Source organism: Rhodopirellula baltica SH 1, from assembly GCF_000196115.1.
Taxonomy (GTDB): domain Bacteria; phylum Planctomycetota; class Planctomycetia; order Pirellulales; family Pirellulaceae; genus Rhodopirellula; species Rhodopirellula baltica.
The window spans coordinates 2316657-2328779 of the sequence record NC_005027.1; the positions used below are offsets into that span (position 1 = coordinate 2316657).

The following is a 12123-nucleotide window of genomic DNA, read 5'->3' on the forward strand; positions in this document are numbered from 1 at the left end:
TTCTTTCGGACTTGTTGCCAAAGTCATCGATGCGGTATAGGCGTGTTCGCAAGCGGTCCAACGTACTGCTAACGACCAATGCCCGTCTTTTCAAACGCGACCCGCCATGGCCCAAGCAAACCTTCCGGGAAGTCTCCCTTTCTTCTTTCGCTCGCGAATTGTTCGCGGACTTGCCTCCGCCTGTCTCTTCGCTGCTGGCACCGCCGCAACGAGCCATCATGTGTACGGCCAGGGTGGATTCACCCTTCCGTCCAATTCAGTTGCTCGGGGCCCGTCCACGGCTGAAACACCATCCGCTTCGCAAGGCTTCGCGCCGCGAGCCGCCGGCCCGACCGCAGCGAACACGCCGCCCAGTCTGCAAACGCCGCCGCAAACCACTGCCAACCGGAATGCATTGCCCGCTGGCGGTGCCGCCCCCACCGGCCAACTCTCCGGTGGTGGCCAACTGCCACGCGAAGCCGGCCAAGAACACCGCGTTTACAACATCAGCCCCTACACCGGCTACCTGACCAAACACGATCGCCCTCACCAAGCCATCGTCGACTGGATCGTCCGCGAAACCGGAACGGATGTTTGGCACACCGAACCATTTGGGTTCATGAGTGCCGACCGAGACGAATTGAAGGTCTACCACACCAACGAAATGCATCAGGTCATCGGCGGTATCGTCGAACGCTTTGTTGCTGGTGACAAAGAACCACAAGTTATGAACCTTCGGTTGATGACCGTCGGCAACCCGAACTGGCGAAGCAACGCTCACATGTTGATGCAGCACGTCAACGTGCAATCGCCTGGTTTGCAAGCCTGGTTGCTGACCAAGGAAAATGCCGCGTTGGTCATGAACATGCTTCGTTCACGCACCGACGTTCGCGAAGTCCAAGCGGTCGACCTGATCACCAACAATGGACAAACAGAAAAACTCGCCAGCACTCGCGGTCGCAACTACGTCCTCAATGTCAAACCTTCGCCCGCCAACTGGCCTCCGTACGAACCCGAAACCGGTGAGATTCAAGAAGGTTTCCAAATCGAAGTCAGCCCGCTACTCAGCGTCGATGGTCGCACGTTGGATTGCGTGATCAACGCCAACATCGATCAAGTCGACAAATTCGTGCCCGTCGAACTGGACCTGCCACTTCCGAACAACCAAGTCCACCGCACCAAAATCGAAGTGCCCCAGCTCGTGAGCTGGCGTTTGCACGAACGATTCCGTTGGCCATCGGACATGGTGCTTCTGCTGTCCTGCGGTGTGGTGGCCAGCCCCGAGCGACCTCAATCCAGCTTGCCACTGTTCAACCTCAGCTCGATCACCGGCACCACCGCGGGCCGAGCCGACGCGTTGATGTTTGTTGAATTCCGAGGCCGTGCCTCTGACAACTTGACCACCACCCCATTGGTGCCACAGATCGGGTCCCGCGTTTCGGCTCCCAATCGCGGCCGCTATTGATCTGCCCATCGGCTCACCTTTGCTGCCAACGGCTAACGTTTTGCCCACTCTTATCCGCGATTACGCGGGTCCGCAGTGGGCTCCAACGTTCACGTGCACTGTCCCGCTCCCGCTTCGCGGACGGATTTGCTATCTTCGCCGGCCCGCAAAGTCCTCCATTCCTGCTTCGATTCCATTCGGTCTGATGTGACCGGATACGAACCAATCCAGATAGTCATCCATGCCAGCTACCTCCGCCCAACGCGTCGTGATCACCGGCATCGGCGTGATCAGTCCGCTCGGTAACACTCCCGAAGAACTCCTCAGCGGATTGCGGGAAGGCAAAAGCGGCATCGCTCCGTTCACGCAAATCCCGACGGACGTTCTGCCCATCAGCAATGGTGCCGAAGCGAGTGCATTCACCGGCCACATCAGCGACTACGGACCACTCGAAAAATCGTTGCAACGAACGATCCGAAAAGGCAGCAAGGTGATGTGCCGCGAAATCGAGATGGGAGTCGCGGCGGCTCAGTTGGCGCTACACAACGGCGGTCACAACCCTGACGACTTCGATCGCGATCGCACGGGAGTCGTTTATGGATGCGACTACATCATGTCGCTTCCCGAAGAATACGCCGAGGGCATTGCCGCCTGCACCACCGATGGTGAATTTGACTTCACCAAGTGGGGTGACCTGGGACTTCCAAAGGTCAACCCGCTGTGGTTGCTGAAGTACTTGCCCAACATGCCAGCTTCGCACATCGCGATCTACAACGACCTTCGCGGTCCCAATAACTCCATCACCCTTCGCGAAGCATCCGCCGGTGCGGCAATCTCCGAAGCGGTCTCAACAATTTCGCGTGGCCATGCAGATGCGTTGGTCGTTGGCTCTACCGGCTCGCGAGTTCACACATTGCGAACGCTGCATGCTTCGATGCAAGAGAAATTGGCATCGGACACGGAAGACCCCAGTCGCATGTCGCGTCCATTCGACGCCAGCCGTGATGGCAGTGTGGTGGGCGAAGGCGCGGGCGCGTTCCTGTGTGAGTCACTGGAACACGCCGAGAAACGTGGTGCGACGATTTATGGTGAAATCGTTGCTTGCAGTTCCAGTGCAGTCGGTCCTGCCGCCGGTGACCAACCCATGCGAAAGGGTTTCGCCAATGTCCTGCGAGGCGTGATCCGAAAAGGCCGCGAAAACGGCTTTGCCCCTGCCGAAGGAAAGATCAACGTCGGTCACATTCATGCTCATGGACTGTCGGACGTGGACACGGACGCTTGCGAAGCGGGTGCGATCGCCGATGTGTTTGGATTCGCCGAAGCTCAACCACCAGTTACCACTGCCAAAGGTCACCTCGGCAACATCGGTGCCGGCAGCGGGATGGTCGAAATGATTGCCAGCCTACAAAGCCTTGGCGATAAATTGTTCCCGATTCGCAACTTGGAACAGCTTGATGAAAACTGCCCCATTGCGGCAGTGACCACCGACGATCAATCCGCCGGTGACAACTTCATCAATCTCAACATCACGCCGCAGGGACAAACGACGGCCGTTTGGATCACCAAACCTCGCTGAGCTTGGTGACCTTCATACTGCGCGACGAATAAAGGGCGGCTCCCGGTCGCTCGAGGGCTAGTCGAATCGCGGACCGGGAGCCTCGCCGGTTTCGGAACATCCTCCACCGACTCAAGCTTCTAAGTTTCGAACTGATTGCACACACGTTGCATTCATTCACGAAAGGCTCACGCTGCCAAAGCCGACAACGTTTCGCGATCAATCGTGATCGTGGCCTTCATGATCGTGTCCTTCATGCCCATGATCGTGCGAGATCTTTCCGGTGTAGGATTTGCCATCGATCTGCAGTGTCACGGCACCCTCCGCACCTTCTTTCATCCATCCAGCCATTTCCGTGCTGGTGATCGTGAATGATGACGCCTTGCCGTCCGTTGAGTTCGAGGCGGGCAAAGCAAACGTCTTCACTTCGTCGTCGTGCTTCAAACTGACCGACAACTCAGCGGCATCGATCGCCACCATTTCCGATGCGGCACCATTCAAGACATTCAGCGTCACCGACTGATCGTCATGAAGCATTTCCAAATGAAAGGCTTCTTTGCCCAATTCAATCAGCTCACCTCCATTGGGCCCGTGTTCTGGATGGCCGAGCGAGTCCGGTGGTGCTCCTTCCATCACCACCATGTCCGGATCAGCTCCCGAATCCGTGACGGGTTTTGCCCCGCAACCCACCGTGAACAAACAAGCCAGTACCGCCAAGTTCCGTGCAAACTTCATCTCTACTCCAAGGACACAAAAGGGGAACAACGATTTCTCGACAAATGGCTCGGATCGACTTCGTTGTATCGAACTCGCCCCAAGCCAACGTCACACACATCTCTCTCACTTCTCGACAGACTCACCGAAATCTCCGGCGGTTTCGGCAACCATCTGTTGCCCGGCAGTTCGGCCAATCGCCCAAAACAGAGCCGGACGAACAAAGAATTCCGCCAGCGTGCTGCTGAACAATCCTCCAACAATCACGGTCGCGATCGGATACAGAATCTCTTTGCCGGGTTCTCCCGCCGCCAACGCCAACGGCAGCAATCCGATGCCAGACGTCAGCGCCGTCATCAACACGGGTGCCATGCGTTCCTGTCCCGCTCGCACAACCATCTGGTGCGTCCATGATTCCCCTTCGTGACGAACCAAGTGCAGATAGTGGTTGAGCAACAAGATCCCGTTTCGACTGGCAATCCCACATAGTGAGATGAATCCCACCATCGCGGCGACCGTTAGGTTCTGATCAGTGAGCACCAAAGCCGCGACGGCACCGACGAACGCCGTTGGCAATGCGACCAAGACTTGCATGGCAAAATTAACGTTGCCAAACAGCTTGTAGAGAACCAGGAACATCCCCATCAATGCGACACCCGACAAGATCATCAACCGACGAGTCGCTGATTGCTGGCTCTCAAACTGGCCGCCATATTCCAAGTAATATCCCGGTTGAAGCTCCAGATCCTCTAGCCTTGATTGGATGTCGTTGACCACATCCACCACACCACGATCGGACACATTGGCCTGCAACACGATTCGGCGACGCACTTTCTCTCGCTTGATCATGTTGGGCCCGTCGCTTCGATAAACATCGGCCAATTCATCAAGCGGTAGAGTTCCGCCGTTTGGCAATGGAACCGGCAATCGCATCAACTTGTCGATGTTTTCGCGATACGGTTCATCCATTCGGAGCATCAGATCAAACGTTCGTTGGCCCATCACGATCTGGCTGACCACCTGCCCATTCATTGCAGTCTCGACCAACTCCATCACATTCGCGGGACGCAATCCGTTTTGAGTCAGTGCAACCTGATCCACATCGATTCGTAGTTGGGGGATGTTTGTTTGTTGCTCGATCATCACATCGGCCAAGCCCGGTACATCGGCGATGCGTCGCTTCATCTCCTCGGCTTTGTTTCGCAACACGTCCACGTCATCGCCGTATAGCTTGATACCAATCTGCGCCTTCACTCCCGAAATCATGTGGCTGATCAGGTGGGCGAGTGGTTGCTCGGTACTCGACACCACGCCGGGAAACTCTTCCATCGTCTCGCGAACCGTTTCGATCGTCTGTTCGCGATTGGCTCCGTCGGCAATTTCTAAGAACATCTCGGTGACATTGACCCCTTCGGCATGCTCATCCAGTTCAGCTCGACCGGTCCGTCGAGCCACCGACTTCACCGAGTCGATCTTCATCAGCTCCTCTTGAATCGCCACACCAATCTCATTGCTCGTCGCCAGCGACGTTCCCGGGGCCAACAAAGCGTTGACCTGGACCGCGCCCTCGTTGAACGGAGGCAAGAAGTCACGCTCCAACCGCGAAAGCGCGATCGCGGCGAAGACAACCAACACTGCAGTTGCTGCAAGAACAGGAACCGCCAATCGCGTGCTGAACCGAATCGCCAATCCAGCGATCCCCTTCAATCCTTCGAGCAATCGACCTTCTTCGGCGTCTTCACCACCGAGCAACCATTCCGAGACCTGAATCACGATCCAAAACACGGGTGTTAACAACAGCGTCCAAACGAGCGTGCTCCCCGGTAACTGCCATCCTTCGATGAACCAATGTGACAACCGAGGCAAGATCCATGTGACGGTCAATCCAGAGATCCCGAATGCCAATACGGGAACGACCATTTGCCAATTTCGCTTTCCGACCATCAGCAAAGATGCCAAAACCGGGGTCACGGTCAGCGAAACCCCCAACGATGCGATCAGAGAAACGACATAACCCATCGCCAAAGGAACAAATAGCTTTCCTTCCATTCCCTCCAACGCAAACAAGGGAATGAACACCAACACCACAATCGCGGTGCCATAGACCACGCTGCTGCGGACTTCGACACTGGCGTCGTAAACCACCCGCAACACCGGTCGAGGATTGTCCAAATGCCGGTTTTCTTTTAGCCGACGAAAGATGTTTTCAACGTCCACGATCGCGTCGTCGACCAATTCGCCAATCGCTACCGCCAATCCACCCAGCGTCATCGTGTTGATCGACAATCCAAAGATTGCAAAGACACAGGCGGTCGAAATGATCGACAGCGGAATTGCGGTGAGCGTTATGAACGTGGTTCGGAAATTCAACAGGAACAAAAACAGTATCACCAAAACCAACACACCGCCGTCGGCCAGAGCCTCGACCACGTTCTCAATCGCCCGATCGATGAATGAACGTTGGGAATAGACGTTAGCGATCCGAATGTCGCCAGGAAGAGAAACCCTGAGTTCTTCAAGTGCCTCCGCGATGGCCTGATCCACCTTTCGCGTGTCACTACCGGGTTGCTTGTTGATCGTCAGCACCACCGCGGGACCGCCCTCGACATTGCCTGCCTCGTCTCGCAAGAACGCCGACGAGTCACCACGTTTGACTTGCGCCCCCTCCACCACTCGTGCGACGTCGGCCAAGGTCACCGGACGGCCCGCTCGCATCGTGATTGCGATCTGCTTGAGCTCGTCCAGACTAGTGATGCGCCCAAGTCCTCGAACCAACAACTCATTGGCACCTTGGTCGTCCAAGTAGCCACCCGTCGCGTTCATGTTGGATTCGTTCACCGCCGTGTGAACGTCTTCGATCGTGAGCCCAAACTGAATCAGCTTGTCCGGATCAATCAAAACCTGAAACTGCTTCCGCCCACCGCCCATCGTGAAAACTTGTGACACACCGGGCACCGTCAGTAGTCGCTGACGTACAACCCAATCGGCCATCGTCCGCACCTCCATCGGCTCGGTTTCGCCTCCTTCACTCCACATCCCGTACATCAGGATTTGGCCCATGATTGACGAAATCGGTGCCAGCGTAGGCTTCACACCATCGGGCAATTGCTCTGACGCGAGTTGCAGTCGTTCATTGACTATTTGCCGGTCGTTGTAGATGTCCGTGTTCCATCCGAACTCGATATAAATGACCGACAAACCGATTCCACTGCTACTGCGAACCGCCTCGACTCCACTGGCCCCGTTGAACGCCGTTTCCAACGGAAAGGTGATCAGCGTTTCGACCTCTTCCGGCGCCATCCCGTGGGCTTCGGTGATGACGACCACCCGTGGCCGGTTCAAGTTCGGAAAAACATCAATCGGAAGCTGACTGGTTTGCCAGGTCCCCACGCCGAGCATGATCGCGGCGGCCACCAGTATCAGCAGGCGATTCCTCAGCGAGAATTGAATGATTCGGTCTAACATCGTGGGCCAATTTTCATGGAATGGTTTGGCGTGGTAGCGTGACGCAGCGTGCAATGTTTGCCGTGCTGATCCGCCACAAAGAGAATCTCAACAACAGTCGGAATGGACAGAGGTCAGTGGTTGTGTCCTGCGTGCGGATCGATCGCCCCGCCACCACGATTCTTCATTTCCATTTGCAACTGATGAGCACCGCGAACCGCGATTCTCTGGCCCGGCCAAACTTGACCATCGTTCCTGATCGCGACGTTAATACTGTCGCGGGCCATCACTTCCACCGGAACTCGATCGAAGTGATCACCGTTTTCGATGAAGACGAAACGATTCAACCCTTCCTCCGCCACCGCATCCTTCGGAACCACGATCGCATTTTCCATTCGCGAGACCGGCAAGCGAAGTGTCAAACGTTGCCCCGGTTTAAAACGCCAACTGACGTATCGCTTTTGGTTCCTTGTTTCATCCCGTTCGATTTCATTTTCGAGCCCCACATAAAACGCAAGTGAGCGAGACTCGGCTTCCACCTTGTTACCGATGTAAACCACATTCAGTCCGTCCAACAGTTCGGTTTCACCATCCGCACCGTTCATGATCGCCTGTACTTCCGCGTGCGTGTCGGCCGCCTGACGAAGCAACTTTGCATCTCGCTGGTACGCTTGTCCCTCGATCAGCAACTGAGCGAAGTCAGATATCTGCGAAATCTGCTGGCCCGCCGTAACCGATTCACCACGACGCACATCCAACTCTGAAACCACAAACTCAGCGTCGATGTGCGTGTGCCCGTGGTCGTCCAATGGAGGTGGCTGCATCGACGCGATTCGAGCGTCAGGATTGCCGGCCATTCGGTCCGTCGCCCGACTAAGTGCCTCGTGGTGTAGCGAGTTGTCCTCTTCCACCCACGGTGCCCGAACGACCAGTTCGCGAATCAACGTTCGATCACGCTCGATCGATTCGATTTGCTGTTCAGTCAAACCATGCAACAACATTGACTGCTTCGCCGCACGGATCCCCGCCAGCAATCTCTCTCGTTCGTACTCGCGAGCCAACCGAGTTTTCCCGGACACCGCACCCGAATTGGCGATCGCCGACAACCGTTGGATTTCGCGATTTTCCACATCCAATTGCCCCAGCTGCAACAGAAAGTTCTCTTGCGTCTCAACCAAATCTTGATGGGTCAACCTCAGCCGAAACATCGGTGCGCCGCTTTGAATCAGCTCACCTCGTGAGACATGAATTGCGTTGATCACCCCGGTCAACGGAGACGTGATGGAAATATGCGTCTTCCCCGGCCACTCGGTCACCATTCCGGGAATTTCGACATACTTGGTGTAGGGACCAACGATGATTGGCTCAGTACGAAGCCGCAAATTGGCTCGCGCTTGCTCACTCAGCTCAAGCGAATTCGTTTCATCATGCCCCTCGTGATCGTGCCCTTCATGCCTGTCGTCCGGATGGTCGTGACCAGCGTGATCATCCGATTCGACGTTTGCCTCCGATACGGCAGCCGAACGACTTGCAAAATCGGTGAAGAAATAGAGACCAGCTGCGACGGCGATCACGACGGCCAACAACGAAAGAATCGAAGTGCGCAACGACGCGAGCCACTGATTGGATGAAGTCATGACAGTGCACAATCATTTGGTGAACGATCGGATCGCTCGTACGTTCAGCGGAAACGCTGTCCGTCATGCCAAGCATCTCATTTCGCGTTGGTGGCGAGACGAAAACGAAGCTCTTCAAATGAGCAGACGCAAAACGTCAATCAGCACCCATCGCGAACGATTCGCTCGTTCCGATCAAGAAAATGGTTTGGGGATGAAAGCGGAACGATGCTTGAACCGTTGAGGTGGATTGACCACGCTCACGGACAAAGCATCGCGGGGCTTCCCAAACTCAAATCACCCAAGTGCACAGCAAAGCACAGTGATAACGGGATCCCATCGCAATCCAGCCGACATCGTCAGCGACCGCACGCGTTTTGAACGCCGCACTCCGAAGATCATCGCAATACAAATGCGTATCGAGATAAGAGAGCATGGGCATTTCAATGACGAATTGCACGTCATTCGAATTCACAAAACTGCAACCCGCCCCACCATGACATCCGGGGTGGTCACCATCACAGGGATCCGATTGACAATCGCATCCGACATCACATACCGAGTCGTAAGCATAGGCGGAATGCTCATTCGGATTGGAGTCACAAACGTCGCTGTGATGTTCACAAGCTCCGTGCCCTGTCGAATGATGGTGGTGCCCAGCGTGGACACTTGGCGATTCGTCCACCGCACCGACGTGCTGACAACCGTCGTGGTCATGCCCACCGCATGCGACTACATGATGCATCGAACACCCGAAAAACAGGTGCAGCAGCAATGCTAAAGCGGTGGTGAAACGACAGAATGCGGACACGGTTTCTCTGAAGGTGAAAGGTTGACAATATTATCGGTTGTTCCGGCGACGAAGGCCAGATCGAAGAAACCATCGCAATTGGTTTTCGGACAAAAACTTGAAAAGCACGGCGATGTTTCGTGGGGATTACTCTTCCGTCACCTTTCTCAACCGTCCAAGGTCACTAACAACCCTTCAATCTCCGCGGCGGCCTGGCGAGCTTCCGCGGCAGCTTCCAAGACGCTCAAACGCGTGTTGAACAACGTTCGCTGAATGGTAAGGAGCTGGATATAATCCGTTTCACCGGCCTCAAATGCTCGCTGCGAAAGCTGATAGGTTTCTTCCGAGGTCGGCAAAACATTCTCATTCAGACGGCGATAACGCTCGAGCGCAACTTGATAGCGACCGGCTGCACTGGCCAACCGTCCTTCTAAACTCAGCCTCGTTCGGTCAATCGCTGCCGACGCTTCAGCGATGCTGGCGCGAGCACTTCGAATGTTGCCCTGGTTGCGATTCCACAAAGGCAAAGGCACGCTCACGCCGACGCTGGCGAACGTATCATCGGTCGATGCGTCAACTCCGACACCAATCTGGCCGGTGATATTTGGGGTGACTTGGGCACAAGCCAAACGCAGTGACCAACGTGCGCGTTCCAACGCCGATCCGGCAGCCGTGATCTCTGGACTGGTCGCGGTGATTTCGGCGAGCAACGTCTCCCAAGGTGTTTTGACCAAACCTTCGCCGATGTCACCCACCAAAGCATCCGGCGGCAAAGTCTGCAAACCCGCCGCAGCGGCGAGCACACCACGATTGGCTCGCAATTGGGTTGCCGCATTCTCTGCGGTGATACGAGCTTGCTCGGCTTCGACGGTAGCCTGCAACCAAACCACGCGTGAAACTTCTTGAGCGTCCAGCAAGTCCTGGACACTGTTCAACGATTTCTCCGCCAAATCAACAATTTGGTTGGCAATCTGCGCCCGTCGTTGAGCCACGATCGCCGCAGCAAATGCCGACCGGACGTTCGTCAGCACTCGCAACTCCGCCATTCGCAACTGTGAACGTCGTCGCTCGGCTTCGTGTGCTTGGACCTGTTGAGCGATCTCCAGTTTGTTCGCGGTCACAAATTGCTGCGACAACTGGACCGAGTGCATTCCCGAGGACGATTCATTGCCAATCTCATCCGATTGATACTGAAGAACCGGGTTGAATGGCAAACCAGCTTGGACGGCCTGTCCGGTCGAAAATGCAACTCGCGCTCGTGCTTCAGCGATCGCCGGGTGCGATCCCAACGCCATTGCCTCCACCGACGACAACGTCAATCCAGTTTGTTGAACTGAATCGGCCGGCGTTGACGCTGCTGACAACGGTCCGGAAAATTCGTTCTGCATCAACGATTGCGATGACTCGAGCTCGTTTGCCGAAGCTTCCAATGCCATTGCATCACGCAGTGTTTGTGGCTCAACAATCAACGTAAGGTCATTGTCGCTTATCGGATTGAGCTCCTCGGGCGTTTTCACGGCGACCGCTTCTCGCTTTGTTTCACGCGTCAGCGAAAACTCATCGAATCCGACTTGTTCGATTCCGGCCCGCGGAATTGAGCTCACTGGATCTTCTGATCCCGCTGGCGGTTTCACGATTGACTCCGAAGCCACTATCGATCGATCCGAGCGGTTTTCTCCGATGGCCTGACAACCGCCACTGATCCCCAATGCAGCCAGCAACAGCAAGCGTTTCGCAATTCGCGTCCGCCTACCGAGTTCCGAATGCTTTTGCACAATGACACCTTCCTTGAAAATCGCGACTAGCCCGATCATTCCATCGGTCCAACACGATGCCTGTATCAGCCATCATTACGACAACCCGAACGATTCATCCGATCGGAACGTCCGCCTGTAACGGTTATTCCGATCAACAAAGCCAACTCGCACTCGTTTCCCGCTCGCAAAACTGAAACAACAGGAGAGCGGGGTTAGTTCCTGAACCGGATCCGTCCTGGCGTCGACTCGAATGAACCGCCCGGCATGACGGATCACTCATCCTCTAACTTGTTCGAAATGACTTTGATCACATTGGGCAATTTTGAAACGACGATCGCGTGTGTCGGATAAGTCATTGCCATGCCGACGGGCCCATTCCCACGCGGCGAACCTTCTCGCAAATAGATGTTTAGAACATCCTCGCTGAGTGCGATGCCGACGATTCGAATTGAATAACCAGTCGTACTGCACTCCCCGCGGGCGGCGATCACAACCGATTCGCTTGAAAAATCAACCGATTGAAAAGCTCGCGAGGCTGCGTAAGCAGGCTGGCCTGTCAGTTCAACAAAGTCGTCGACTGACTGAATCACGTGAACGCCCGCCGGCATCACCCGACCGACATCGATGGTTTGACGAACTGGAACCTGCTCCCCGTCAACAATTGGAAGATCATCCACCTTCGATTGGACACATCCGCTGGCGAAACAAAAAAGGATCGTAAGAACTTGGCACGCAATGCAATTGGTCATGGGAATTCGATTGGTCTGAGTGGGGAATCGTGAAAAGCTTCTGTCGTTGTCTTCGCTTGTTGCACTCATCGCATA

The 12123-nt window shown here is 55.4% G+C and carries 10 protein-coding genes; 3 read left to right on the forward strand and 7 right to left on the reverse strand.

Translation table 11 applies throughout. The features are described from left to right. The first annotated feature begins 106 nt into the window (after positions 1 to 106). Both RB_RS08995 and RB_RS09000 read left to right on the forward strand, forming a co-directional pair. A complete protein-coding gene (locus RB_RS08995) occupies positions 107 to 1444 on the forward strand; it encodes a hypothetical protein (RefSeq protein WP_007329429.1) in 1338 nt (445 codons plus the stop codon). A gap of 220 nt (positions 1445 to 1664) precedes the next feature. After that, positions 1665 to 2999, forward strand: a complete 1335-nt coding sequence (locus RB_RS09000; RefSeq protein WP_011119953.1) for a beta-ketoacyl-[acyl-carrier-protein] synthase family protein — start codon at positions 1665 to 1667, stop codon at positions 2997 to 2999. Positions 3000 to 3197: 198 nt separating this feature from the next. Here RB_RS09000 and RB_RS09005 read toward each other — a convergent pair whose 3' ends face one another. From RB_RS09005 to RB_RS09015, 3 genes are all read right to left on the reverse strand, one after another. After that, positions 3198 to 3713 carry a hypothetical protein gene (locus RB_RS09005; RefSeq protein WP_164921756.1) on the reverse strand — a complete coding sequence of 172 codons (516 nt, stop codon included), beginning with the start codon at positions 3711 to 3713 and terminating at the stop codon, positions 3198 to 3200. A 105-nt stretch (positions 3714 to 3818) separates the two neighbouring features. Next, positions 3819 to 7157 (reverse strand): efflux RND transporter permease subunit, encoded by a 3339-nt coding sequence (locus RB_RS09010; protein WP_164921757.1) that lies wholly within the window; start codon positions 7155 to 7157, stop codon positions 3819 to 3821. Positions 7158 to 7270: 113 nt separating this feature from the next. Further along, the gene (locus tag RB_RS09015; RefSeq protein ID WP_164921758.1) at positions 7271 to 8773 is read right to left on the reverse strand and encodes an efflux RND transporter periplasmic adaptor subunit; all 1503 of its coding nucleotides are present in this window, start codon (positions 8771 to 8773) and stop codon (positions 7271 to 7273) included. On the opposite strand from RB_RS09015, the gene RB_RS09020 reads away from it, so the two are divergent. Then, positions 8772 to 8996 carry a hypothetical protein gene (locus tag RB_RS09020; protein ID WP_231846337.1) on the forward strand — a complete coding sequence of 75 codons (225 nt, stop codon included), beginning with the start codon at positions 8772 to 8774 and terminating at the stop codon, positions 8994 to 8996. The two genes, RB_RS09015 and RB_RS09020, sit on opposite strands and share 2 nt — an antisense overlap. A gap of 48 nt (positions 8997 to 9044) precedes the next feature. Here the strand turns inward: RB_RS09020 and RB_RS09025 are convergent, their stop codons facing one another. From RB_RS09025 to RB_RS09040, 4 genes are all read right to left on the reverse strand, one after another. Then, positions 9045 to 9188: a hypothetical protein gene (locus RB_RS09025; RefSeq protein WP_231846338.1), complete on the reverse strand. Its 144-nt coding sequence runs from the start codon at positions 9186 to 9188 to the stop codon at positions 9045 to 9047. A gap of 35 nt (positions 9189 to 9223) precedes the next feature. After that, a complete protein-coding gene (locus RB_RS09030; protein ID WP_231846339.1) occupies positions 9224 to 9469 on the reverse strand; it encodes a hypothetical protein in 246 nt (81 codons plus the stop codon). Positions 9470 to 9709: 240 nt separating this feature from the next. After that, positions 9710 to 11146 carry a TolC family protein gene (locus RB_RS09035; RefSeq protein ID WP_011119960.1) on the reverse strand — a complete coding sequence of 479 codons (1437 nt, stop codon included), beginning with the start codon at positions 11144 to 11146 and terminating at the stop codon, positions 9710 to 9712. 425 nt (positions 11147 to 11571) lie between these two features. Then, positions 11572 to 12048 carry a protease complex subunit PrcB family protein gene (locus tag RB_RS09040; RefSeq protein WP_011119962.1) on the reverse strand — a complete coding sequence of 159 codons (477 nt, stop codon included), beginning with the start codon at positions 12046 to 12048 and terminating at the stop codon, positions 11572 to 11574. Between the last annotated feature and the right edge of the window lie 75 nt (positions 12049 to 12123).

What these genes read in the sequence shown, in the direction of transcription:
- RB_RS09040 (WP_011119962.1), bottom strand. Translation starts at nt 12,048, where the DNA reads ATGACCAATTGCATTGCGTGCCAAGTTCTTACGATCCTTTTTTGTTTC.
- RB_RS09000 (WP_011119953.1), top strand. Translation starts at nt 1,665, where the DNA reads ATGCCAGCTACCTCCGCCCAACGCGTCGTGATCACCGGCATCGGCGTG.
- RB_RS09015 (WP_164921758.1), bottom strand. Translation starts at nt 8,773, where the DNA reads ATGACTTCATCCAATCAGTGGCTCGCGTCGTTGCGCACTTCGATTCTT.
- RB_RS09025 (WP_231846338.1), bottom strand. Translation starts at nt 9,188, where the DNA reads ATGCTCTCTTATCTCGATACGCATTTGTATTGCGATGATCTTCGGAGT.
- RB_RS09005 (WP_164921756.1), bottom strand. Translation starts at nt 3,713, where the DNA reads ATGAAGTTTGCACGGAACTTGGCGGTACTGGCTTGTTTGTTCACGGTG.
- RB_RS09010 (WP_164921757.1), bottom strand. Translation starts at nt 7,157, where the DNA reads ATGTTAGACCGAATCATTCAATTCTCGCTGAGGAATCGCCTGCTGATA.
- RB_RS09030 (WP_231846339.1), bottom strand. Translation starts at nt 9,469, where the DNA reads ATGACCACGACGGTTGTCAGCACGTCGGTGCGGTGGACGAATCGCCAA.
- RB_RS09020 (WP_231846337.1), top strand. Translation starts at nt 8,772, where the DNA reads ATGACAGTGCACAATCATTTGGTGAACGATCGGATCGCTCGTACGTTC.
- RB_RS08995 (WP_007329429.1), top strand. Translation starts at nt 107, where the DNA reads ATGGCCCAAGCAAACCTTCCGGGAAGTCTCCCTTTCTTCTTTCGCTCG.